A 24,485-nucleotide genomic window follows, 5' to 3' on the forward strand; every position below is an offset into this window, starting at 1 on the left:
CTTTAAGCCACTTGCAGAGATATGAAGAACCAAAATACATTTTCTCTGGTTCGCACCGTGCTGGTGCTACTTTTTGCGCTGACGCTGGCTGCCTGCGCTGCAAAGTCCAATGAAACGGCACTTAAGGCTGGAGACCTTGCGCCAGACTTTGAGCTGAAGGCTGACGATGGACGCACAATCAAACTATCTGACTACAGGGATAAAACGGTCGTGCTGTTTTTCTACCCAAAAGATGAAACGCCGGGCTGCACCAAAGAAGCTTGCGCATTTCGTGATGTCTATGCAGAGTTTAAAGCAGCAGACATTGAAGTCTTTGGCATCAGTGTGGATAATGTGGCGTCTCATCAAGCCTTTAAGCAAAAGCAAAATTTGAACTTCACGCTGCTGGCTGACGAGACGAAAGAAGTGTGCAAAAAGTATGGTGTGCTAGGTGCATTAGGCTTTGCACAACGCGTAACCTTTCTCATTGGTAAGGGCGGCGTAATTAAAAAGATTTTTAGAGACGTGCAGCCTGAAGTGCATGCGAAAGAAGTCTTAGAAGTGGCAAAGACCATTTAGCTTCACTTACTATTTACTGCACGGCGACTATCGTAGCAAACTCTGGTGGCGAGAGCAATTCTCCACTGCATGTTTCCCACTTTGTCGAGGCGAAAGCAGGCACTAGGTCAAGTCTGCTAAGTGTTTTCTTGCCTGACCATACTCTCTCTAAGTTGCTCCAATCATCATAGGGCACTGTGTGATGCGATGAAGAAAGTCATTATCTCGAATGGGCGGCTGGAGCTGGTAGAAGCGCCGCCGCCTGAGCTACACGATGATGAAGTTGAAATTGAAGTGAAGGCAGTCGGCGTAAACTTTGCCGACATCAAAGTGCGCAAAGGTTATACGCCGCAGCCTGATATTCCAATGCCGGGTTTCGGCTACGAAGTAGCAGGCATCGTGCGACGCACAGGGCGCGATGCCCATCGCTTTGCCATCGGCGATAGGGTGTTCGGCGTCTCCCACTACGGGGGCGGCTATGCAGAGCGCGTCGTGATGCCAGAGTTTAGTGTCTTTCGCCTGCCGCTCTATATGAGTTTTGAAGAAGGTGCAGGCTTTCCAGTAGCGTTTCAAACTGCCTATCACCTTCTCAAGACAGCAGCGCAAGTTCAAGCAGGTGATACGGTTTTGATTTACTCGGCAGGCGGGGCAACGGGCACCGCATTGGTGCAGCTGGCTAAGCTCTTTGGATGCACGGTCATTGCTGAAGCCAGTGCAGACCACAAGCTGCAGCGCGTCGCTAAATTGGGTGCAGATTTTACCATTAACTCTACACAAGAGTCACTGAGAGAAGCAATTCGCCGATATGCACCAGACGGGGTACAAGTCATCCTCGACGGCAAAGCAGGAGCACACTTCCCACAAAACATTGAGCTACTTGCCATGCGGGGCAAGATTGTGCTCTACGGCAATAGCGATGGAATGCCACCAGCGTTTGACCCCTACTCACTGGTCTATCGCTCCGCACATCTGATTGGCTTTTCAATGCGCTCTATCACAGCTGACCCAGAACATTATCAGCAAACCTATAATTTGCTGCTGCAGTGGCGCAAAGAAGGCAAATGGAAAGTCGAGATTGGGCATTGCTTCCCACTTTCTGAAGCAATGAAAGCCCACGAACTGTTGGAGTCACGCCAAAGTTACGGCAAAATTATTCTCGTGCCGTAACGCAACCCTCACCCAGCGCAGCCAACAAAAAAGCCTCAGCATAATGCCGAGGCTCTCCCATTTCTCTTTCTCGAGGAAGCACTTCAAAAATCAATGCTTTTTATGGCCCAATTGGCAAGCAAAGGTTTGCCGTGCTTCACGACTGGGCAGCCAGATGCCGCAGCCGATTTATGATTGGATTCACTTCTCGTTGTCATAGTTGCTTCGTCGCTTTGAAAGAGCGCGAAACGAAATGTGCGTGCCCTAAATTAAAAAAGGGCTGGATAAAACAAATGCGTTCATAAAAAAATTGTCACAGTTTCTGCTGCAAGTGCTGACGCACAGCCTCTAAGTCCTCAGGCGTATCAACAGCTTGGCTCTCCATTGTGGTGCGCACGCAATAAATTCGATACCCGTTCTCTAAGAGTCGCAGCTGTTCAAGTCCCTCCAATTTTTCAAGTGGCGAGGGTCGTAAGCGGCGAAAGGCAAGGAGCGTCTCTCGCTGGTAGGCATAAATGCCAATGTGCTTGTAGTAGATAGGTCTCTCAGATTGGTGACGGTGATATGGAATCGCACTGCGCGAGAAATAAAGCGCAAACCCATGTCTATCTACCACCACTTTGACCACACTGGGATTTGAAAGCAAGGCATGCTCTTGGAAAGGCTTGATGAGTGTCGCACATGCTGGCGAGTGTTTCTGCAATAGCGGCGCAATCGCTTGGTCAATCATTTTCGGGTGAATCAACGGTTCATCACCTTGAAGATTGACAATCACATCAGCGCGTAGCGACTTTGCCACAAATGCCACACGGTCAGAGCCAGTTTTGAGCGTCTTTGGCGATAGAATCACTTTGCAGCCAAAAGGTAGAACGGCATCTGTAATCTTGCGGTCGTCTGTAGCGATGACAACTTCGTCAGCCAGCTTTGCCTTCAGCGCTTGCTGGTAGGTGTGCACAACCAGCGGCTTGCCTGCAAGGTCAGCCAGCATTTTTTCAGGCAAGCGTGTGGAGCAAAGTCGCGCAGGAATCACGATGGCAACATGTGGCTTTTGGCTCATTGTGGAGAGGTGTCTAGCAAGATGGTTACAGGACCGTCGTTAAGGAGACTGACCGCCATAGTGGCTCTAAATTGTCCGCTCTGAATGTTGAGCGAAGAGCCAGCGCGCAAGGCGGCAAGAAAGTGCTCATAGAGGCGCTCAGCATGCTCGGGCAACGCTGCATTAGTAAAACTCGGGCGGTTGCCTTTGCGCGTGTCAGCATAGAGTGTGAACTGCGAGACAACCAATACCCCGCCCTGCACATCTGTAACCGAGCGATTCATTTTGCCCTCGGTATCTTCAAAGATGCGTAGCGCAAGCACTTTTCTAGCCAGATACTCCGCCTCTTTTTCTGTATCGTGATGCGCAATGCCTAAAAAGACCAAAACGCCCTGCCCAATTTCACCGACTACCTTATCCTCAACGGCTACAGAGGCATAGCGCACGCGCTGAATCAATGCACGCATAATCGGTGAGCACCTTAGAAATTGGTTTCCAAATCTTGAAATGTCTGTCCGCTTCGGTCTTTTTCAGAGAGGCAGTAAGGAATATCTAGCTTCGGCCATTCAATCCCCACCATAGGGTCGTCGTATCGCAAGGTGCGCTCATGCTCCGGTGAGTAGAAGTTGGTAACCTTGTAGTGAAAGTCAGCAATATCTGAAAGTGTAAGAAAACCGTGTGCAAAGCCGGGTGGAATCCAGAGCATTTTTTTGTTTTCTTCGGAGAGCAGGGTGCCAAACCACTTGCCAAATGTGGGTGACTGGCGGCGAATATCCACCACCACATCGAAGACTACGCCTTGTGAGACGCGCACCAGTTTGCCTTGAGCCATCGGTTGAAGCTGGTAGTGCAAGCCGCGTATCACACCCTTCTTAGAGCGACTGACATTATCCTGCACGAAGGTAGCAGTAATGCCAAACTCTGCAAAGAGACGTGCATTATAGCTCTCGAAAAAAAAGCCTCGCACATCTTCAAAGACGCGCGGCTCTATGATGTAAAGTCCAGACAATGGCGTGTGAGTGCAGCGCACGGCTTTTAGAGAGCTTGCCTTCGGAGATAAAGTTTTACAGCTGTATCCACGCTACGCGCCAAGCGTTCAAAATCCACTGGCTTGGTAAAAAATTGATAGATGAGCCGCTCTTTGAGCAGAGGCTCAATGCGCTCGAAGTCAACATAGCCCGACATCATAATGATAAGGATATTCGGGTCTATGCGGTGAATCTCACGAGCCACTTGCTCACCGTTCATTGTCGGCATGGCGTAATCCACAATTGCAACTTCCACTAAGCCACGATTCATCTCCACAAATGCCAGTGCCTCTTCTGGCTTGCTAAAAGCCCGCGTAACTTGAATGTCAGAGAGAAACTCCGCCAAAGGGTGCAAAATCTCTTCGTTATCGTCGACTACGACCAGCATTAGGTTGCTTAGTTTGCGTTTGAGATAAACTGAGCATTCCGGTGATACTGAACGCTCTCGCTCTTGACAAAGTCAATCAAGGCGCGAAGGTGTGCAGGGTCAATGTCAGGCAAGATGCCGTGCCCTAAGTTAAAGACGTGCCCAGATGTATCGCTGTGGTCGCCAAACTTTTGCAGAATTTTAGCTGCTTCTTGACGGATAATGTCAGGTGGTGCATAAAGCACCGTAGGGTCTAAGTTGCCTTGCAAAGCCACGCGGTCAGAAAGTTGCCAGCGTGCCTTACCAATGTCGATGGTCCAGTCTAGCCCGATTGCATCGCAGCCTGTACTGACAATCTCGCTGAGAAGTGTGTTAGCACCCTTTGCAAAGACGATAACGGGCACATTCGGGTGCTTCATCTTGACAGTCTGAACTGCCTCATGAAGGTATGGCAGCGAAAAGGTCTTGAAGGCTTCTTCACTGAGGAGCGACGCCCAGGTATCAAAAATTTGCACAATGTCGGCACCTGCTTCAATTTGCAAAAGCAGGTAGTCCGTCAGCACTTTGTTGAGCTTACACAGCAAAGCGTGTGCATCATCGGGACTGGCATATATCATTTGCTTGGCGGCCTTGAAGTCCTTGTTGCCGCGCCCTTCGACTACATACACGAAAAGCGTCCAAGCAGAGCCTGAAAAGCCAATAATAGGCACGCGTCCCTGTAGCTCACGCTTCGTAAGGCGAATCGCATCTTCCACAAAACGAAGTGCGCAAGAGACATCAGGCACAACCAGTTTTTCAATCTCGTAGCGCGTGCGAACAGGCGTGGCAAACTGCGGTCCCTGCGATTCCTGCATTTCCAGTGGCAAGCCCATCGCCTCAGGCACAACCAGAATGTCCGAAAAAATAATCGCCGCATCAACTTGCAGAATCTCAACTGGCTGAATAGTTACTTCCGCTGCCAGTTCAGGGGTTTTGCAAAGCGTCAGGAAATCGGTCTTCTTGCGCACTTCACGGTATTCAGGCAAGTAGCGCCCAGCCTGACGCATAATCCAAATTGGTGTGCGTGGAACGGGTTTGCGCTGTAAGGAACGAATAACTAAATCGTTTTTTATCATCGCTCGGGATAAATGCAGTCGTTTTGAAAGTTAGCAAAGATATGAGAAACAGCATAAGAAACAGAGCATTCAGACCGCTCAAAGGATGGATGTGTTGCGAACAACACGCCATGCTGACCGCGCCCCTAACCCTTCGCTGCAATAGGTAATTCCAGCGAGAATTGGAAAGAAAGTCAAAGCAACCTGATGCCGCAGCCTTGCTACAACTGTAAGGTTTGCAATGCTTTTGCAAGGCGGATTGGCAAGGGCAAGGGATTGTTGTAAATTCGGCTTTTCTCTAAGCAAACGGATGAAGATATGTCAAAGACCATCAACATCTTTTTTATGGCAGATGTCGTGGGGCAGCCCGGCGTGGATATTGTAGTCAAGCTTCTCAAAAGCTACATTCAGAAATACGATGTGCATTTTACAATCTGCAATGGCGAAAATGCTTACCACGGCAAAGGAATGAGCCTTGAAATTCTCCATCAGCTGCGCTCTGCGGGTGTCAACGTCATCTCAGGTGGCAACCACATTTGGGATAACTTCAAGTTTCACGAAGTTCTAAAGCGCGACCCGCATGTGCTACGCCCGATGAACTACCCAAAGGGCACTTGGGGCACAGGGATGGGCATCTATGACTTGCCCAAAGGATTAGGTAAAATCGGCGTGCTGAATTTACAGGGCAGAACTTTTATGTACACAATTGATTGCCCATTTCGCACAGCAGATTGGGCGCTGGAGAAGATGAAAGACGTCAAATACATTATCGTTGATATGCATGCCGAAGCAACAGCAGAAAAAGTGGCAATGGGCTGGTATCTTGATGGGCGCGTGTCTGCGGTGATGGGGTCGCATTCGCACGTGCCGACTGCGGATGAGCGCATCTTACCGAAGGGCACAGGCTACTGCACCGACATTGGAATGACAGGTCCATATGACTCCGTTATCGGAATGGTAACGAAATCGGCGATTGAGCGGTTCATTTACCAAACCCCTCACAAGTATGAGTGCGCAACCAACGATGTGCGGCTTTGTGCCATGCTGATTCAGCTAGACCCTGAGACAGGCAAGTGCGTGCGCTTAGAGCGCATCATCTATCCAGAATTCCCTAAGACCGCACCGCTTAGCACAGCCAAAAAAGAACCGCAGCTTGATTCCTCAACGGCTTGAAAGGTATGCATCAATGCAGGGCACAAAGAGTGCGGTCGTAATAGGCACAGTGGTGTGCTGGCTGAGCTGGACGCCCCTCCTTGCCCAATCGCTCGATACACTGGTGTTGCTCTATACTGGCGGTGCATTTGGCTACTTGGAAGCATGTCCGTGCTCCAAAGAAAATTTGGGCGGTCTGGCACGGCGAATGACGCTCGTGATGCAAACCCGTGCCGCTTTTGGTGAAAAGGTAGTGCTGGTCGACGCGGGCAATCAATTTTCTACCTATCCAAAATCAAGAGAGGAAGCAGCACTGGTGGCGAATTTGCTTGCGGCAATGCAGTACGATGCCATCAATCTTGCCGAGTATGATTTGACCTACGGACTGGACTTTGCAAAAGTCACCCTTTCAACACTGCCAGTTGTCTCTACCAACCTAAGCGACAAGCAAGGAGCAACACTGGCGCCACGCTATCGCATCAAACGCATCAGGCGCGTTTCCATTGCATTCATCGGTGTGCTGACTGAAAGTGCCTTTGCAAATGCACAAGACTCTGCCAAGATGGATGCAAGGCTTGAGCCTGCCTTGCCTGCATTAGAACGCACACTGGAAAGTCTCCGTAAAGAAGCCCCTGACCTCACTGTGCTACTTTTACGCACGCAGGATATTGGCTTAGAGAAGAAGTTGGCAGAGCGCTTTCCGCAACTGTCAGTGATTATAACCAACTCGGAAGAATTTCTGACTGAGACGCCGTCCAAAGTCGGCAGTACCTTTGTGCTGTCGGCAGGACACGATGGCGAGTATATCGGTCGCTTGATGCTGATTTTGAACGGAAAAGAGGTGATCAAAGCGGAGAACGCGCTCATACCGCTTTCGCCCAAAGTGCAGAGCGACCCCAAAATGGAGGCGGCAATTCAAGCCTTCAAGCAATCGCAAAAGCGAAAGCAAAAAAGTGTCAATTAACGACCGTTTAACTTTATCTTTTCAAGCAATGCAAAAGCAAAACAAAAACGATTTTCTCTCTGCTGTAAAGTTTGACAAAGATGGACTGGTGCCTGTTATCGCACAAGACGCCGTAACGGGGAAAGTCCTAATGCTGGCGTATATGAACCGCGAAAGTTTGGAAATCACGATTGCCGAGAAAAAGGCGTGTTACTGGAGCCGCAGTCGCCGAGAACTTTGGCGCAAGGGCGCTACATCAGGCAATACGCAGGAGGTCAAGGAGATTTTGCTGGATTGTGATGGTGATGCAATCGTGCTCAAAGTTATGCAGAAAGGCGGCGCTTGTCACACGGGCTATGAGTCGTGCTTCTACCGCCGAATGACACCAGATGGGGCACTCGAGATTTGTGACCAAATTGTCTTCGACGCAGAAACCACATATGGAAAAGTTGCACAAAAGCCAGCCTCTAAACCAGAGCCGTAACGCTGTCCAGAAAGCGGAGGCGCTGGCGCAGCAGAAGTCGCATCGAGCGGTGCGGCAGATGTTTGATGAAATTGCGCCTGTCTACGACTTACTCAACCGCACGCTAAGTCTGGGACTGGACCAATACTGGCGCCGAACTGCAGTGAAGCTGGCATACCAGATGCTGTCGCCACGCCAAGCATTCTCAGCCTTAGATGTAGCCACGGGCACTGGTGATTTTGCACAGTTGCTGCAGGATTTACCAGCTTGCACGGCGGTAGTCGGCATTGACCTCTCAGCGGAAATGCTGCGCTATGCACAACGCAAAGTGCCGACGGCTCGCTTTGAAGCAGCGGCTGTCGAAGCCCTGCCTTTCGAGAGCGAAACCTTCGAGCTTGTAACCATTGGCTTTGGCGCACGCAATTTTGCCGACCTGTCAAGAGGGCTAAGCGAGATTTATCGTGTGCTGAAGCCGAACGGTGTGGCTGTCTTTCTTGAGCCGATGCTTCCGCGTCGTGCTCTGCTGCGCAGAATCTACAGCGCTTACTTTAAGCATCTTTTGCCGCGCCTTGCATCACTCCTAAGTCCATCGGATTATGCATACTACTACCTACCTTGCTCTGTGGAAGCCTTTGCAAGTGGCGAAGACTTTTTGTTGCAGTTAGGCAAAGTGCGCTTTCGCAAGGCGCTGTGGCGCACCTTGAGCTTTGAGACCGCCGCAATCTATTTGGCTCAGAAATAGAGACTTAGGCATTACTTCACAGGTCTACCGCTAAGGCTGTCGCCCGCTACAGTTACAACGCAGAGCTTTCCATCTGCGTCCTCCACCGCAAGCAGCATTCCCTGCGACTCAATGCCGCGTATTTTGCGTGGCGCAAGGTTGGCAACCACGATGATGTTCTTGCCAAGCATTTCCTCAGGCTTGTAATGCTCAGCAATGCCTGAAAGAATGGTGCATGTCTTGCTGCCAATCTTGACCGAGAGCCTAAGGAGCTTGTCCGCTTTGGGTACTCTTTCAGCAGCGACAACTGTGCCGATGCGCAAATCGATTTTTTCGAACTCTTCAATTGTGATAGGAGGCTTGATGGGTGCAAAGCCATCGGTAGGTGCGACTTGCTGAGCTAGCTTCTCTGCATCTGCAGCTTCGGCAGCCTTGATAAGGTCGTCAATCTTTTTGAGTTCGGGTTCAATTTCGCGGTCATCAATTTTGCGAAAGAGGATTTCAGATTCGCCAGAAAGTTTATGCCCTGCTTTGAGAGCGGGCTTTTTGGCATCATTCCAGCAAATTTTGCCGTCTATGCCGAGCATTCGAAGAATCTTCTGCGATGTATGTGGCAAAATTGGCTCAAAGAGCACCGCTAAGGTGAAGCAGAGATTTAGCGAGACGGCAATTGACTTCGCAGAGGCTTCAGGATTGGTTTTGTAGGTCTTCCAAGGCTCTGTTTCTGCAAGGTAACGATTGGCACGGCGGGCAATTTCCATCGTGTAAAATGCAGCGTCCCGAATGTGGAAACCCTCATAAGCCTCGTCAATTTTGCGGAAAGCCTCTATGAAGTCTGAACCCAGTGCTTCCCAGTCGCTCAGGGTGCATTCAGCAGGGACGGTGCCACCAAAGCGTGTGTTGCAAAAGTCCACTGCGCGTTTAACGAAGTTGCCTAAAGTGTCAGCTAACTCACCATTGGTTCGATTCTGAAAATCTTTCCAGCTAAAATCTGTGTCGTGTGTCTCAGGATAGTTCATCGCAATCGTGTAGCGCAGTGCATCGGCAGGAAACTTTTCTAAGAATTCGTGCAAGTAGACTGCATAGCCCCGTGACTTGGAAAACTTTTTGCCCTCAATGTTCATAAACTCCGACGCAACGACATTATCCACCAACACATACTTCTCCGTGCTGCCTTCATTTTTAGCCATCAGCATCGCAGGGAACATTAGGGCATGAAAGACCACATTGTCTTTGCCAATGAAGTGCACAAGGCGCGTGTCGTCCCGAAGCCAGTATTCTTTCCACTTGTCAGGCTCACCGATTTTTTCTGCCCACTCTTTAGTTGAAGAGATATAGCCAAGCACGGCGTCGTACCACACATAAATCACCTTACCTTCAGCATCTTTTTCCTCGAGCGGCACTTTGACACCCCAGCTCACATCACGCGTGATAGCGCGGTCGCCCAAGCCTTCTTTAAGCCATGCTCGAGCGTAGTTAATAACGTTCTGCCGCCACTCGCCAGAGCGTTCTTTTTCGTCGATGAAGGCTTCCAAGGCTTTCTGATAGCGACCAAGCGGGAAATACCAGTGCAGCGTTTCACGCAAAATGGGTGTTTTGCCCGTGAGTTTGCTCTTGGGATTGATGAGTTCTGTTGGGGTTAGATAAGTGCCACAGTTTTCGCACTGGTCGCCATTTGCTTCAGGATGTCTGCAGACGGGGCAAGTGCCCACAATGTAACGATCGGCTAAAAACATTTTGGCATCTTCATCATAAAACTGCTTCTCGACTTTTTTGACGAAAATGCCTTTCCTTGCCATATCAAGGAAAAATTCCTGCGTGGTCTGGTGGTGAATGGGCAAAGATGTGCGCGAGAAATTGTCAAACGAAATGCCAAGCTTTTGCAAGGCTTCCTTTTGCAAGGCGTGAAACTTATCGACAAGGGCTTGGGGCGTGGTGCCAGCTTTTTCAGCCGCAATAGTAATCGCTGCGCCATGTTCATCAGAACCGCCAATGTGGATGATGTCTTCGCCGCATAGGCGCTTGTAGCGCACGAAAATATCCGCTGGAATGAAAGTGCCTGCACAGTGTCCAAGATGCAGGGGGCCGTTGGCATAAGGCAAAGCTGTCGTAACCAGTGTTCGTGTAAAGCGCTTCGCAGACATGCTCAAAAAAAGAGTTAAAAAGCCGAAGTATCAATATACAGACTTTATGCAAATTTGCTGATGGATGAAAACAGCCTTGCAGGTGTGCAGGAGGCTTAAATTGCACTGGGGTGAGTGGCGACTGTAGCAGATTGGAGAGGAACAAGCGTGTAGCGTGCACAGAGAGCTGAAGAGTGCTTACACTTGAAATTGAGCGCTCGCCTGAAAGGTTTACCATGATGCGGAATTTTTGTAGATACGCATTTCACACAAGCGGGGCACAGCATAGCCAAAGCAAGGCGGAAGTTGCCCCTCATGCGCTACAGCCACTTCAGCTGCTGGGTAGCAAAATTCAAGTTGAGAAATGCGACATGACTGCGTATAAGGATTCCAACCTTGCTATGCAAGTAGACTGTTCTAACTGTTAGCGGCGCTGCATAGCGGTGTTACCATACTGATGCAATTTCACAACGATGAAGAAAACTTACTTTTTTAGCGACGTGCATTTTGGCTTGCAAGAGCGGCACATTGAAGAAGCCAAAATGAACTTGATGCTTAGGCTACTCGGCGAAGTAGGGCAAGAGGGCAAACGACTCTATATGGTCGGTGACATTTTGGATTACTGGATGGAATACAAGCATGTCGTGCCCAAAGGACATTTTCGATTTTTTGCGGCACTCTACGACTTGGTGCAAAGCGGTGTGGAAGTGCATTATATCGCAGGCAATCACGACTTCTACTTGGGCAAGTATTTTGATGAGGAAATAGGCATCAAGACGCACTACGGCGCAGTGCTTCACGACATTGACGGCAAACGCTTCTACATCTTGCATGGCGATGGGGTAGGCAGAGGCGACACAGGCTACAAGATTTTCCGTGCCGTCGTGCGCAACGATTTTAACCTAAGTTGGTTTCGCTGGCTGCACCCTGATTTCGGCGTGGGCTTAATGGCATTTCTCTCCAAACTCTCGCGCAAGCATTCCTACACTGAAAAAGATGATGGAGAAAACGAGCGGCTAATCGTGTTTGCTAATGAAGAACTATCGCGCATACCGTTTGACTACTTCGTTTGTGGACATCGCCACATCGTCAAGTTGCATCGATTACGCAATCAGAAAAGCTATTACGTAAACTGTGGCACGTGGATTGGTGGCACACCAACATATGCTGTGTTTGACGGTATCGAGATGCGACTGATGAAAGCCAAAACGCAAGAGGTGCTCTTTTCAGAGTCGCAGCAAGTAGAGACGCTGACGGAATCGCTCTAACTTATTCAGCTATCAAAAAACGCATCACAAAATGCCAAACATTCTTAAACTGGGCTTGCCCAAAGGTTCTTTGCAAGACGCAACGCTGGATTTATTTGCCAGAGCAGGCTTTCATTTCATTGTGCGTGAGCGCTCCTACTTCCCCTCAATTGATGATGATGAACTCTCTGCAATTTTGATTCGGGCGCAAGAGATGGCGCGCTATGTCGAGCAAGGCGCATTTGACTGCGGACTGACAGGCAAAGACTGGATTATTGAAACCAATGCGAAAGTCATTGAGGTGGCTGACCTTGTGTATTCCAAAGCCTCTATGCGCCCTGTGCGCTGGGTGCTGGCTGTGCCAGAGAATTCCCCCATTCAGTCGGTGAAGGATTTGGAAGGCAAGCGCATTGCTACAGAGGTCGTCAATATCACCAAAGCCTACTTAGCAAGGCACGGCGTCAATGCCGATGTGGAGTATAGCTGGGGTGCTACGGAAGTCAAGCCGCCCGACCTTGCTGATGCAATTGTAGAAGTTACAGAAACAGGCACATCGCTGCGCGCCAATAAGCTGCGCATTGTGGAGACGGTGTTGGAGTCCAATACGAAATTCATTGCAAATGAAAAGTCTTGGAACGACAAGTGGAAGCGCGAAAAAATTGAAAACATTGCGATGCTCTTACAAGGCGCCATCAATGCGATGGGCAAGGTAGGCTTAAAGTTCAACATTCGAAGAGAGGACTTGAAAGGGCTTGTGCATAAGCTGCCCGCCCTGCGCAACCCGACGGTTTCACCACTCTCGGCAGAAGAGTGGGTCGCTGTGGAAATCATTGTGGAGGAGAAGGTGGTGCGCACGCTGATTCCGGAGCTGAAACGTGCAGGTGCCGAGGGCATCTTTGAATATGAAATCAACAAACTGATTTACTAAGCATTGCGCAGAGCCGCATCGCTAAGCCCAGCGCGTGGCGCGCTAAACCGTAGCGGCACAAAAGCTGTAATCTTTTGGGTAAAAGTTCTATATTTCAAAAATGAACAAAGTCTCGCCGAATCCGAAGTTCTTGCAGGAACGAAGTTTTGTCCTTAGTTCTAAACTTTTGACAACCGTGGCTGAGCAAGTGAAACATACCCGTTCCGCCGCTGAGGAGCGGCTTATTCGCGTGGCAGTGATTACGGTGAGCGACAGAGCTTATCAAGGCATCTACAAAGACGAATCTGGACCCAAAGTGGCCGCAGCCTTCCCCAAAGACCAATATGAGGTGGTAATTACCAAAATTGTGCCCGACGAAATCAAGGCGATTGCCGATGAAATTATCAACTGTGTCGACAAGGAGCATGTCGATGTCGTCGTTACAACAGGTGGGGCTGGCTGTTCAGCACGCGATGTAACGCCCGATGCAACGGCTGCAGTCATTCACCGTGAGGTAATTGGCTTTTCAGAGGTGATTCGCCTGGCTAATCGTGATAAGAATCCGAATCTGATTCTGTCACGTGGCGTGAGTGGAATTCGCAACCAATCCGTGATTATCAATCTGCCCGGCAATCCAGAAAATGCGCGGTTAGCCGTAGAATCGGTTTTACCTGCGATTCCGCACTGCATTAAGACGATGCGCCAGCAAAAGCCGTTAAAACGAGTTGGCTCAACGCCACACGGGCATATCAGTCAAACAGGCCAGAAAGGCAGCGCAAGCAGCGGTGCTAAAACCAAGCAAACCAAGCATTAGCTATTTGCAAGTGCTCTGGGCGAAACCGAGTTTGCAGTCCCTTTGTTTTCCTTGAAGTTGTAAACACCTTAGTGCTATGCGAATTATCGTTTTTACTGGCAAAGGCGGCGTAGGTAAAACGTCCGTAGCCGCTTGCACGGCGCTGCGTGCAGCCGAAATGGGCTATCGAACCCTGATTATGTCCACCGACCCTGCACACAGCTTAGGCGATTCGTTGGATAGGGAACTCTCCTCTGAACCAATGGAGGTAGTGAAGAATCTCTACGCCCAAGAAGTGAGTGTCTTTAGCGACCTAAACAACAACTGGGAAGTGGTACGCGCACACTTTGCAGAACTGATGCGCAGCAAGGGTGTGGAGGGCGTCTATGCCGAAGAAATTGGAATTCTGCCCGGAATGGAGGAACTGTTTTCGCTCTCCTACATCAAGCAATACAATGAGTCTGGCAAGTATGATTTGCTGGTGGTAGACTGTGCCCCTACTGGAGAAACCCTGCGTCTTTTGTCGCTACCTGAAACCTTCGGCTGGGTGATACGGCTGCTGCGCAATGTGGAAAAATATGCCGTAAGGCCCATCATTCGTCCCCTCTCGAAAATGTCGCCAAAGATGGAAAAGACGGTCGCCCCACCAGAAGTCTTCAATGCGATAGACAATCTCTTCACAGCCGTAGAGGGTATTATTGACCTACTGAGCGATAACTCCAAGACCACCGTGCGCCTTGTGATGAACCCTGAAAAAATGGTTATCAAAGAATCTATGCGTGCCCTGACCTACCTTAACCTCTACGGCATTACGGTTGACCGGGTAATCATCAACCGCATTTTGCCTAGCGAAAAGGATTCAGGCTACCTGAACGAGTGGAAAGCGATTCAGCACAAATACATTGACGATATCTACAATGCGTTTTCTCCTATCCCCATCTCCAAAGTGCCCTATTTTTCGCACGAGGTCGTCGGATTGGATATGCTTCGCTTGATGGCGCAGGAAGTCTATGGCGACCTCGATCCGCTGACAGTCTTCTTCAAAGAAAGCCCGCTTGAGATTCGCAGAGTCCCCGAAGGACACTTCCAGATGCGAATGAAATTGCCCTTCCTGTCCGATGTCAATATGTCAATTGCTCTGCAGCAGCATGGCGATGACCTCGTGGTACGCATTGGTGACAATCAAAAGACGGTTACGCTGCCCATCTTCCTTGCAGGAATGAAATCCGATGAAGCCTACTTTGACGGACAGTGGCTCTGCATTGATTTCAAGCCTGAAGAGAAAGTCGCAGTCAGCTAAATTTTCAAGCGCTGCACCGCGTTTTTATACCTTAGCTTGGTAAAGAGAAACTTTGCCAAAGCGCGGTCACTTTTTTGCTGCTGGCTGTCAGCGGTAATTTCTTGATAGCGTGCCGCTTGTGTGCGCTTCGGGAAAATGAGTTCAAAAATTGTTCAAACCTTGCGCCAAATGCAGAGAAAGAAAGTCGTGGTTGGAATGTCGGGCGGCGTAGACTCGTCAGTTGCAGCCTGCTTGCTGGCTGAACAAGGCTATGAGGTGATTGGCATTACAATGAAGACTTGGGACTACGACCTTGCAGGGCTGAGTCAATCTTCCAGTAAGGAAACAGGTTGTTGCTCACTGGAATCTATCAATGATGCGCGCAGTGTAGCGGTCTCACGCGGGTTTCTCCACTACACAATTGACTTTCGTGAAGACTTCGGGGAAGCCGTGATTGAATACTTCAAGTCGGAATACCTGCGTGGACGCACGCCAAACCCGTGTGTGATGTGTAACACGAAAGTGAAATGGGATTCACTTCTGCAGCGTGCTCGTCTCTTAGGCGCAGACTATATTGCCACAGGGCATTATGCTCGCGTAAAGTGCATAAACGGACGATACCGCTTGTTCAAAGGTAAGGATGCCAACAAAGACCAAAGCTATGTGCTCTGGGGCATCTCACAAGAGGCACTATCGCACACCATCTTCCCGCTTGCAGAGCTAACAAAACCTGAAGTAAGAGCCTTAGCACGCCAGTTCGGCTTGAAAGTCGCCGAAAAAAGCGAAAGCTACGAGATTTGCTTTATTCCTGACAATGATTATGAGCGCTTCCTGAAAGAAACCGTGCCTGATTTGGCGGAAAAAGTGGCAGGAGGCCCGATTGTCGATAAGTCAGGCAAAGTGTTGGGTGTGCATCGCGGCTATCCCTTCTACACAATTGGGCAACGCAAGGGCTTGGGACTAACGACGCCTGAGCCAGTGTATGTAACGAAAATTCACTACGAAAGCAATACAATTGTGGTCGGTAGAAGTGAAGACCTGCTGCATCGTGGGTTGCTGGCATCGCAAGTGAATTGGATTGCATTTGCGGAACTGACAGAGCCGCTTCGGTGTGAAGCCAAGATTCGTTACAAAGATACCCCTGAGCCATGCGTGGTAAGCCCTGAACCAGTAGGACGCGTGCGAGTGATGTTTGACCAACCTAAGCGTGCTATCACGCCTGGGCAAGCTGTGGTGTTTTACAGCGGCGATGAAGTGCTCGGTGGTGGCTTCATTGACGAAGTCATAGAGTCGTAGGCTCGCAAAAGTATGTCCAGCAGGTAAGCACGCATTGCCTACTTCTGATTTGATTCAGTGGACGGCTCAATCACTAAAAAGCGCTTCCATACCTCGAAGAGTGCCTCACTGACGCCACGAATGTTCCTAAGTTCATCAAGGCTTTCAAAGCGTTTGTAAGTTTGGCGATAACGCAAAATGCGGTCGGCAAGAGTGCGGGTCATTCTTGGCAGTCGCATCAGATCTTGAAAAGTTGCGGTGTTGAGATTGAGTGTGTCGCCTTCTGCCAGCGGGGGTTTAGTGTCAAAGGCTTCTTCTATCAAGCGTTCAAAATCAGCTTGGGGTGAGTCGCTCTCGCTGCCAAGTCGAATAGAAAGCGTCAGATAATGTGAAAAGCCCAGTTCAGGGTGAGTGGTAAGGGCATAGTCAGCATCAAACACACTATAGCGTACGCCAACGCCAGCAGTGAATCGCTGTGGCTCTGTGCTAAACCCTGCACGCAAGGCAACAGCTTCTACAGCTTCAAATTCCATCCCCGATTTAATGGATAACGGATACCGAATGTCTTTCTCCACATCAAAGAAAGCCCGCAACGATTTAAGTAGCCGATACGACAAACCTGCCATATAAACCTGCGCAAGCGTCTCGCCAGAATGACTAAATGCAGGGCGATTGAGGTTCATTGCGGCTACGCCAATTGAAAGGTCAGGAGTAATCAAAGCCAAGATGCCAATGTCAAGTCCCACAGCTCCTGCATAGCCATAACCTTGAATAGAGAGCAATTGGTAACTTGCACTGACGCCAATAAACAAGCGGCGCTCGAATGGGCGTGCGTAGGTAAGGGAAACGGCTGTTTCGTTATAGAGCGAGAAGCCAAAGCGGCGTATAGCAGCGCCGAGTGAGCCCCACCCTTGTGGCAAAAGAAGTGGGTCTGCATACGTGATAGCAATGTCAGCTAGCTCAGGCAATCCAAATGGCTGCACATAGAAAAAGCTAGCCTCACGATAGGGAAGCAGGGCTAAGCCAGCAGGGTTGTAGAAAACAGCGAATGATGAGTTAGCCAGCCCTGTAAATGCGCCACCTAGGGCAATGGCTCTTGCGCCCTTATCTAAGCGAGGCGTTTGTGCATAGAGCAAGTGTCCAACTAAGCAACTAAGCAGAAGTATCGCTGTTGGCTTCATTGTCGTAGCTCGGAGAGTTGAAAAAGTCGCTCTGTTTGGAAATATGCACGGTGTATCCTAACTTTGCAGCCCTTAATCGCACATTCCGCGATAGCTCAGCGGTAGAGCAATCGGCTGTTAACCGATGGGTCGCAGGTTCGAATCCTGCTCGCGGAGCAAGGTGGCGTTGCCCAGCTCTGAGCTGGGCAGTTTTATTTTGCACAGTTTTTGCTTATGCAAGAAGCGTGCTGTAGCTATCCAGTGGGTCGGGGCTGTTCCGTGCCTGCTGCAGATCAGTAGGCAGCGGTGAGACAATCTCTATGCGCTGCTGAAGTGCATTCAGGCGTGCTTCACAGATTTTTGCGATGCGTTGCCCTTCCTCATACAGCTCTACAGACTTTTCAAGACCAAGCTGTCCGCTTTGTATTAGGCCGACAATCTCTTCCAAGCGCGCTACAAGCGCCTCCAAAGTCTCTTGCTCAGTAGTCTCTGCGTCTGTTTTCTTTCTCGGCATAATCACTTTGCAATGAAGAGTTGACGAAAACTCTGCTACACACATCAAAATACAGCATCTTTGATAGAAGCGAAAGAAATCGTGAGAAAAACATGAGCAGCCACTCTAGCAAACTTTGCTTGCTTAGCTCTGCTGAGAGGGGTGCTGCAAAGCTGAAGTGGCTGGTGCTATGTTAGGATTTGCTGAACGGTTTATGTATCTTCGCAGTAAGCTTGCAAAAATGAACCAGCTGCCGCAGACCGTTCTTTTGCATAGCTTGACATTTGTCTGGGCAGCGCTTTGGACACGCAAAAGAAAAAGGAGTAATTAACTATGAGCGAGGTTAAATCGGTCCGCCTCGAGACCAAAGAAGATGTTACCATTCTCTTCGCTGGTGACTCTGGCGATGGGATGCAACTCACTGGCACGCAGTTCAGTGAAACCGCAGCTCTCTTGGGAAACGACCTCAACACCTTCCCGAACTATCCTGCCGAGATTCGTGCGCCTGCTGGTACGCTTCCAGGTGTTTCCGGTTTTCAGATTCAATTCGGGAGCAAAGAAATCTATACGCCAGGTGACCAGATTGATGTGCTGGTGGCCATGAATGCAGCGGCGCTGAAAGCAAATCTCAAAAATCTCAAGAAAGGCAAATTCATCATCGCCAATAAAGATGGCTTCGATGAAAAGAACTTGGAGCTGGCTGGCTACAAGAGCAATCCGCTCGAGGACGGCTCACTACACGACTACCAAGTTTATGCAATTGAAATCACGCGTCTAACGCATGATGCGCTCACTGGCTCTGGGCTAAGCACCAAAGACATTGAGCGATGCAAAAACATGTTTGTCTTAGGGCTGCTTTATTGGCTCTACTGCAGACCAATTGCCCCGACCATTGAGAACATTCGCGAAAAGTTCAAAAAGAAACCCGAAATCGCCGAAGCTAATGTGCGCGCGCTAAAGGCAGGCTACAACTATGGCGAAATGACCGAGCAATTCACTGTGCGCTTCGAGGTCAAGAAAGCCAAGTTGCCTGCTGGCACCTACCGCCACATTATGGGCAATCAAGCGGTAGTGTTAGGACTCATCGCTGCGTCCAAGAAATCAGGTTTGCCGCTCTTCTTAGGCTCCTATCCTATTACGCCTGCTTCCGAGATTCTCCACGAGCTGGCAAAGTACAAAAATTTCGGCGTGCGTACTTTCCAAGCTGAAGATGAAATTGCGGCAGTGTGTGCAGCGATTGGCGCAAGCTATGGTGGGCATTTGGCAGTAACATCGACCTCTGGGCCTGGTATGGACTTGAAGGCAGAGGCGATTGGGTTAGCCGTAATGCTTGAACTGCCACTGGTCGTAATTGATGTGCAGCGCAGCGGACCATCCACAGGAATGCCTACCAAAACGGAGCAATCCGACCTGCTAATGGCAATGTTCGGGCGACACGGTGAAGCCCCAGTGCCCATTTTGGCAGCACAGTCGCCATCTGATTGCTTCGATACGGTATTTGAAGCCTGCAAGCTGGCAATTGAGTTTATGACGCCAGTGATTTGCCTAACTGATGGCTACATTGCCAACGGTTCAGAGCCATGGCGATTCCCGCAAGCGAAGGATTTGCCAGAAATTCCTGTAAGATTTGTGCCACCGCGCGAGGCAGGTGACCCGCCCTACCTACCCTACAAGCGCAATGAACGTCTGGCACGCTCTTGGGCGATTCCGGGCACAAAAGGTCTGGAGCACCGTATAGGAGGGTTAGAGAAGCAAAACGAGACAGGCTATATCTCCTACGACCCTGAAAATCACGAGACAATGGTGCGCCTGCGTGCAGCAAAGATTGAGCGGGTAGCCGACGCCATTCCGCTACAGACCATTGACAACGGCGAGCCCAGTGGCAAGCTCTTGGTGCTGAGTTGGGGTTCAACCTACGGAGCAGTGAAAACGGCGGTGCGCGACCTGCGCAAAGAAGGCTATCTTGTCTCGCATGCGCATCTGCGCCACCTTCATCCGTTCCCGAAAAACTTGGGCGAAATCATCTACGGCTTTGAGAAAATCTTGATTCCAGAACTGAATTCTGGGCAGCTGATTCGGCTGATTCGTGATAAGTTCCTTGTGCCAGCAATCGGCTACAGCAAGGTGCAAGGCTTGCCATTTACAGTTGCAGAACTCAAAGCCAAAATCTTGGAAACCCTAAACCAAAAGGAGAAGTAACGATGTCAGCATTAGACCTCAGCGGAAATGGGAAAACGTTGGCACGAGAGTTACCTGTGCTGACAGCGAAGGATTTTGTCTCGGCGCAAGATGTGCGCTGGTGTCCGGGCTGCGGCGACTACTCTATTTTGAAGCAAGTGCAAACCATCTTGCCTGAGCTGGGCATTCCAAGAGAGAAATTTGTCTTCATCTCAGGTATCGGCTGCTCGTCGCGTTTTCCATACTATATGGAGACCTTTGGGATTCACGGCATTCACGGTCGCGCAACAGCGATTGCCTCAGGCTTAAAGATGGCTCGCCCTGACCTTGATATTTGGGTTGTAACGGGCGATGGCGATTTGCTTTCTATCGGGGGCAATCACTTCCTACATCTTTTGCGACGCAATTTGAACCTGCAGCTCTTGCTCTTCAACAATGAAATTTATGGCTTAACCAAAGGGCAATACTCACCAACGTCACACGAAGGGCAAATCACAAAATCCTCGCCATTTGGCGTCATTGACCACCCTGTTAATCCTGTTGCATTAGCATTGGGCGCAGAGGGGACATTCGTGGCGCGCACAATGGATCGGGATGTCAAGCATCTGCGCGAAATTCTAAAACGAGCACACCAGCACAAGGGCACTTCGTTCGTGGAGATTTATCAAAACTGTGTCATCTTCAACGATGGGGCATTTGAAGCCTTCACGGAAAAAGCCACCAAAGCAGAAAACGACCTCTTCCTTGAGCACGGCAAGCCTCTCATTTTCGGAGCAAAGCAAGACAAAGGGATTCGCCTCGATGGCTTTAAGCCAATTGTGGTCAATCTGAACGATCCTAACGTATCAGTCAATGACCTTTGGATTCACGATGAAACTGACCGTGTAAAGGCGAATATTTTGGCACGCTTCTTCGATGCACCGGGCTCTGAACACTACATGCCACGTCCATTTGGGGTCTTCTACCGTGAAGAGCGCTTCTGCTACGAAGATGCAATGCTTGACCAGATTGAAATGGCGCAAGTCAAAGGTGAAGGCGATTTGGATGAGCTGTTGCGTGGCAAGGAAACTTGGGTGATTGAATAGCACAAAACCGTTCTTTCTTTTTCTCAGTAGTAAGGGGGCAGTGCAGTATGGGCTGCTCCCTTTTTATTGTGTAGGCTGGGTTATACCAGTCTGTTAGAGAATACGAAGTGTAGCTTATTATATCCCTGCTCTCCCTTGTCTAAGTTCCCTGTGCTGGTCTGAGGCTCTTCTGCCGTAGATGCCTTCGCAAAAGGCATACTTCATTCGGAAACAAAAAGCACAAAAAGAATTTTGAAAATTGGAAAAATTCTTTTACTTTTGCAGTCCTTTGTGTTTACGACTATTTCCGAAGAAAATACATCGCTCGCAAAAGCCCGCTTGGCAAAGGGTGCAGGGCGATTTTGTTAGAGAAGGCAATGCCAACAATTCAGCAATTAGTCCGAAAAGGACGGCATACGAAGAAAGCGAAAACAAAGGTGCCAGCGCTGGAAGCCTGTCCGCAGAAGCGTGGGGTGTGCACCAGAGTCTATACGACAACACCGAAAAAACCGAACTCAGCGCTGCGTAAAGTAGCCAAAGTGCGCCTGTCGAACCAGCAAGAAGTGATTGCTTACATTCCGGGCGAGGGGCACAACTTGCAAGAGCATTCCATTGTACTGATTCGTGGTGGACGTGTAAAGGATTTGCCCGGTGTGCGGTATCACATTATTCGTGGCACACTGGACACAGCCGGCGTTCAGGACCGCAAGCGCGGTCGCTCGAAGTATGGCGCAAAAAGACCGGGCACCGGTGCTGCGGCAGGCGCAAAAGGAGCCGCAGCGGCCCCTGCTAAGAAAAAGTAGAAGAGGCAATAGTTGCAATGAGGAAAAAACGAGCTGTTAAGCGTCCTGCCCAACCTGATGCAAAGTACGGCGATCCAGTAGTTGGGCGATTTATCAATGTAATTATGCAGCGTGGCAAGAAAAACTTGGCACGCCGCATTGTGTATGGTGCGTTTGACATTATCACCCAGAAAACGCAGGAGCCGGGTGTGGAAGTGTTCAAAAAGGCGATTTCAAATGTGGCGCCTGTTGTGGAAGTGCGAGGAAAACGAATTGGCGGTGCAACTTACCAAATTCCAATGGAAGTACGTGCCGACCGCCGAATTGCACTAGCGCTCCGATGGATGAAAGAGTTTGCAAAAAAACGCAGTGGGCGCACAATGTCTGAAAAACTGGCAGCGGAGCTGATTGACGCTGCAAACAATCAAGGCGGAGCGGTCAAGAAGAAAGAAGAAGTGCATAAGATGGCGGAAGCCAATAAAGCCTTCTCGCATTTCCGATTCTAAGAGCATCGTAGTGAGAGTGATTTTAACCAACTTAAACCAAGCAAAGGGAGATAGAGACATCAATTATGCCGAGACAAGTTCCGTTAGAGAAAGTGAGAAATATCGGGATTATGGCGCATATCGATGCAGGTAAGACGACCACGACCGAGCGCATCTTGTATTACACGGGTCGTGTGCATCGTATGGGAGAAGTGCACGATGGCGCTGCAACAATGGACTGGATGGAACAGGAGAAGGAGCGGGGTATCACCATTACCGCTGCGGCAACAACCTGCTTCTGGACACCAAAATACGGTAACTTTAAGGATAAAAAACATCGCATCAACATCATTGACACACCTGGACATGTCGATTTTACAGTCGAAGTAGAACGCTCTCTACGCATCTTGGACGGTGCAGTAGCGCTCTACGACTCTGTTGCTGGCGTGCAACCGCAGTCTGAGACGGTCTGGCGTCAGGCAACAAAGTATAATGTGCCACGCATTGCCTTTGTTAACAAGATGGACAGGGTCGGCGCCAATTTCTTCCGATGCATTGATATGATGAAAGAACGATTGGGCGCTAATGCTGTCCCGATTCAAATCCCATATGGAGAAGGAGAAAACTACAAGGGTGCAATTGACCTTATCCGAATGAAAACAGTGGTCTACGACGCTGAGGACGGCACAAGCTACAAAGACATAGAGATTCCAGCAGAATACAAAGAGGCTGCGGAAAAGTGGCGAACGAATATGCTGGAAGCAGTCTCAGAGGTCAATGACCACTTGATGGAAAAATATCTTAGCGGAGAGGAAATTACCGAAGAAGAAATCCGCGAGACGCTACGCAAAGCAACGCTATCTTCCAAGATTGTACCTGTGCTCTGCGGTTCAGCCTTCAAGAACAAGGGCGTGCAGTTCCTCTTGGATGCTGTAGTAGACTACTTGCCGTCGCCGCTGGATATCCCAGCTATTAAGGGTACTCATCCGAAAACAGGTGAGGTAATTGAACGAAAGGTTGATGACAATGAAGCTTTCTCAGCCTTGGCATTCAAGATTATGACCGACCCCTTTGTAGGGCGACTGACATACTTTCGAGTCTATTCAGGCAAGCTCACAAAAGGGAGCTATGTGCTAAATTCTGTCTCTGGCACAAAAGAGCGCATTAGCCGCCTTGTGCAAATGCACGCCAATCATCGTGAAGAAATTGAAGAGGCTCTGACAGGCGATATTGTGGCAGCAGTCGGCTTGAAAGATACGCGCACGGGCGACACGCTGTGCGATGAATCCAAACCAATTGTGCTCGAGAAGATGAGCTTCCCAGAGCCTGTAATTCAAATTGCAATTGAGCCAAAAACCAAAGCCGACTCTGACAAGCTCAGCCTTTCGCTGCAAAAGCTCGCCGAAGAAGACCCGACTTTCCGTGTAAGTACCGATGAGGAGACCCAGCAGACTATTATTGCTGGAATGGGTGAGCTACACTTGGAAATCATTGTCGATCGCTTGAAGCGTGAGTTCAAAGTCGAAGCGAATGTAGGCAAGCCGCAAGTGGCTTACCGAGAAACCATTCGCCGTCGTGTGGAATCAGAAGGCAAGTTTGTGCGTCAGTCGGGCGGAAAAGGTCAGTTTGGTATCGTCAATCTCATCATTGAGCCGCTTGAACGTGGCAAGGGCTTTGAATTTGTCAATGAAATCAAGGGTGGCGCAATTCCGAAAGAATACATCCCAGCGGTGCAAAAGGGTATTGAAGGGGCAATGAAAGACGGAGTCTTGGCAGGCTACCCTGTGCAAGATGTTCGAGTCATACTCTACGACGGTAAGTATCACGAAGTCGACTCGTCTGAGATGGCGTTTGAGTTTGCAGGCTCTATTGGCTTCAAGGAAGGGGCACGAAGAGCAGACCCCTATATTCTCGAACCGATTATGTCAGTAGAGGTAGAAACGCCAGAGGAATATATGGGCGCCGTGATGGGCGACCTGAACAGTCGTCGAGGGCGCATTGAGGGAATGTCGGAACGCTCTGGAGCGCAGGTCATCACGGCCAAAGTGCCGCTTGCAGAAATGTTCGGTTACTCAACTGACCTGCGTTCAATGACGCAAGGTCGTGCGAACTACACGATGGAATTTAGCCACTACGAAGAAGTGCCTAGAAACGTGGCTGAGGAAATCATTGAAAAGAGCGGAGCAAAAGTTACCGCACAAGTCTAAGTTAT

General features: G+C 49.7%; 24 protein-coding genes and 1 tRNA gene. 17 read left to right on the top strand and 8 right to left on the bottom strand.

Features of this window, described 5'->3' with window-relative positions; all coding sequences use genetic code 11:
• The first annotated feature begins 21 nt into the window (after positions 1-21).
• Positions 22-558 (top strand): peroxiredoxin, encoded by a 537-nt coding sequence (locus NZM05_04800; protein MCS7012936.1) that lies wholly within the window; start codon positions 22-24, stop codon positions 556-558.
• A 186-nt stretch (positions 559-744) separates the two neighbouring features.
• Positions 745-1,704 (top strand): zinc-binding dehydrogenase, encoded by a 960-nt coding sequence (locus NZM05_04805; protein ID MCS7012937.1) that lies wholly within the window; start codon positions 745-747, stop codon positions 1,702-1,704.
• A 292-nt stretch (positions 1,705-1,996) separates the two neighbouring features.
• Here NZM05_04805 and kdsB read toward each other — a convergent pair whose 3' ends face one another.
• From kdsB to hemE, 5 genes are read right to left on the bottom strand one after another with little or no spacing between them, the layout of a single operon-like run.
• Complete coding sequence (gene kdsB, locus NZM05_04810; protein MCS7012938.1) at positions 1,997-2,740, bottom strand: 3-deoxy-manno-octulosonate cytidylyltransferase; 744 nt, start codon at positions 2,738-2,740, stop codon at positions 1,997-1,999.
• Entirely contained in the window at positions 2,737-3,186 is a 450-nt protein-coding gene (gene dtd / locus NZM05_04815) for a D-aminoacyl-tRNA deacylase (protein MCS7012939.1), read from the bottom strand. Before dtd ends, kdsB begins: the two co-directional genes overlap by 4 nt.
• A gap of 14 nt (positions 3,187-3,200) precedes the next feature.
• Positions 3,201-3,728: a dTDP-4-dehydrorhamnose 3,5-epimerase gene (gene rfbC / locus NZM05_04820; GenBank protein MCS7012940.1), complete on the bottom strand. Its 528-nt coding sequence runs from the start codon at positions 3,726-3,728 to the stop codon at positions 3,201-3,203.
• Positions 3,729-3,754: 26 nt separating this feature from the next.
• Positions 3,755-4,135: a response regulator gene (locus tag NZM05_04825; GenBank protein MCS7012941.1), complete on the bottom strand. Its 381-nt coding sequence runs from the start codon at positions 4,133-4,135 to the stop codon at positions 3,755-3,757.
• Positions 4,136-4,143: 8 nt separating this feature from the next.
• A complete protein-coding gene (hemE, locus tag NZM05_04830; protein MCS7012942.1) occupies positions 4,144-5,229 on the bottom strand; it encodes a uroporphyrinogen decarboxylase in 1,086 nt (361 codons plus the stop codon).
• 297 nt (positions 5,230-5,526) lie between these two features.
• Between hemE and NZM05_04835 the strand changes: the two genes are divergently transcribed.
• The 4 genes from NZM05_04835 to NZM05_04850 are packed head-to-tail and all read left to right on the top strand — an operon-like array spanning position 5,527 to position 8,508.
• Complete coding sequence (locus NZM05_04835; GenBank protein MCS7012943.1) at positions 5,527-6,381, top strand: TIGR00282 family metallophosphoesterase; 855 nt, start codon at positions 5,527-5,529, stop codon at positions 6,379-6,381.
• Between the two features lie 13 nt (positions 6,382-6,394).
• Positions 6,395-7,324, top strand: a complete 930-nt coding sequence (locus NZM05_04840) for a hypothetical protein (protein ID MCS7012944.1) — start codon at positions 6,395-6,397, stop codon at positions 7,322-7,324.
• A gap of 28 nt (positions 7,325-7,352) precedes the next feature.
• A complete protein-coding gene (hisI, locus tag NZM05_04845) occupies positions 7,353-7,787 on the top strand; it encodes a phosphoribosyl-AMP cyclohydrolase (GenBank protein MCS7012945.1) in 435 nt (144 codons plus the stop codon).
• On the top strand, positions 7,744-8,508 hold the full coding sequence (locus NZM05_04850; GenBank protein MCS7012946.1) for a ubiquinone/menaquinone biosynthesis methyltransferase: 765 nt from the start codon (positions 7,744-7,746) through the stop codon (positions 8,506-8,508). The genes hisI and NZM05_04850 overlap by 44 nt, the downstream gene beginning before the upstream one ends.
• A gap of 11 nt (positions 8,509-8,519) precedes the next feature.
• Here NZM05_04850 and metG read toward each other — a convergent pair whose 3' ends face one another.
• Positions 8,520-10,631, bottom strand: coding sequence for a methionine--tRNA ligase (metG, locus tag NZM05_04855; protein MCS7012947.1), 2,112 nt, complete (start codon positions 10,629-10,631; stop codon positions 8,520-8,522).
• A 452-nt stretch (positions 10,632-11,083) separates the two neighbouring features.
• Here metG and NZM05_04860 point away from each other — a divergent pair, with 452 nt between their 5' ends.
• From NZM05_04860 to mnmA, 5 genes are all read left to right on the top strand, one after another.
• Positions 11,084-11,878, top strand: a complete 795-nt coding sequence (locus tag NZM05_04860) for a UDP-2,3-diacylglucosamine diphosphatase (protein ID MCS7012948.1) — start codon at positions 11,084-11,086, stop codon at positions 11,876-11,878.
• Between the two features lie 31 nt (positions 11,879-11,909).
• The gene (gene hisG / locus NZM05_04865) at positions 11,910-12,785 is read left to right on the top strand and encodes an ATP phosphoribosyltransferase (GenBank protein MCS7012949.1); all 876 of its coding nucleotides are present in this window, start codon (positions 11,910-11,912) and stop codon (positions 12,783-12,785) included.
• A 100-nt stretch (positions 12,786-12,885) separates the two neighbouring features.
• Entirely contained in the window at positions 12,886-13,578 is a 693-nt protein-coding gene (locus NZM05_04870) for a MogA/MoaB family molybdenum cofactor biosynthesis protein (protein ID MCS7012950.1), read from the top strand.
• Between the two features lie 76 nt (positions 13,579-13,654).
• Positions 13,655-14,857 carry an ArsA family ATPase gene (locus tag NZM05_04875; protein MCS7012951.1) on the top strand — a complete coding sequence of 401 codons (1,203 nt, stop codon included), beginning with the start codon at positions 13,655-13,657 and terminating at the stop codon, positions 14,855-14,857.
• Between the two features lie 135 nt (positions 14,858-14,992).
• Entirely contained in the window at positions 14,993-16,132 is a 1,140-nt protein-coding gene (gene mnmA / locus NZM05_04880; protein ID MCS7012952.1) for a tRNA 2-thiouridine(34) synthase MnmA, read from the top strand.
• A gap of 38 nt (positions 16,133-16,170) precedes the next feature.
• Here mnmA and NZM05_04885 read toward each other — a convergent pair whose 3' ends face one another.
• Positions 16,171-17,292 (bottom strand): helix-hairpin-helix domain-containing protein, encoded by a 1,122-nt coding sequence (locus NZM05_04885; protein MCS7012953.1) that lies wholly within the window; start codon positions 17,290-17,292, stop codon positions 16,171-16,173.
• An 84-nt stretch (positions 17,293-17,376) separates the two neighbouring features.
• Here NZM05_04885 and NZM05_04890 point away from each other — a divergent pair.
• Positions 17,377-17,448, top strand: a tRNA-Asn gene (locus NZM05_04890).
• Positions 17,449-17,503: 55 nt separating this feature from the next.
• On the opposite strand, the gene xseB is transcribed toward NZM05_04890, so the two are convergent.
• Positions 17,504-17,785 (bottom strand): exodeoxyribonuclease VII small subunit, encoded by a 282-nt coding sequence (xseB, locus tag NZM05_04895; protein MCS7012954.1) that lies wholly within the window; start codon positions 17,783-17,785, stop codon positions 17,504-17,506.
• A gap of 312 nt (positions 17,786-18,097) precedes the next feature.
• On the opposite strand from xseB, the gene NZM05_04900 reads away from it, so the two are divergent.
• From NZM05_04900 to fusA, 5 genes are all read left to right on the top strand, one after another.
• Positions 18,098-19,963, top strand: a complete 1,866-nt coding sequence (locus tag NZM05_04900; GenBank protein ID MCS7012955.1) for a 2-oxoacid:acceptor oxidoreductase subunit alpha — start codon at positions 18,098-18,100, stop codon at positions 19,961-19,963.
• Positions 19,964-19,965: 2 nt separating this feature from the next.
• A complete protein-coding gene (locus tag NZM05_04905; protein ID MCS7012956.1) occupies positions 19,966-21,027 on the top strand; it encodes a 2-oxoacid:ferredoxin oxidoreductase subunit beta in 1,062 nt (353 codons plus the stop codon).
• Positions 21,028-21,383: 356 nt separating this feature from the next.
• Entirely contained in the window at positions 21,384-21,809 is a 426-nt protein-coding gene (rpsL, locus tag NZM05_04910) for a 30S ribosomal protein S12 (protein ID MCS7012957.1), read from the top strand.
• A 17-nt stretch (positions 21,810-21,826) separates the two neighbouring features.
• The gene (gene rpsG / locus NZM05_04915; protein MCS7012958.1) at positions 21,827-22,294 is read left to right on the top strand and encodes a 30S ribosomal protein S7; all 468 of its coding nucleotides are present in this window, start codon (positions 21,827-21,829) and stop codon (positions 22,292-22,294) included.
• Positions 22,295-22,359: 65 nt separating this feature from the next.
• Complete coding sequence (fusA, locus tag NZM05_04920) at positions 22,360-24,480, top strand: elongation factor G (GenBank protein MCS7012959.1); 2,121 nt, start codon at positions 22,360-22,362, stop codon at positions 24,478-24,480.
• Positions 24,481-24,485 lie beyond the last annotated feature (5 nt).

This window comes from Chloroherpetonaceae bacterium (assembly GCA_025056565.1).
Lineage (GTDB): Bacteria > Bacteroidota > Chlorobiia > Chlorobiales > Thermochlorobacteraceae > Thermochlorobacter.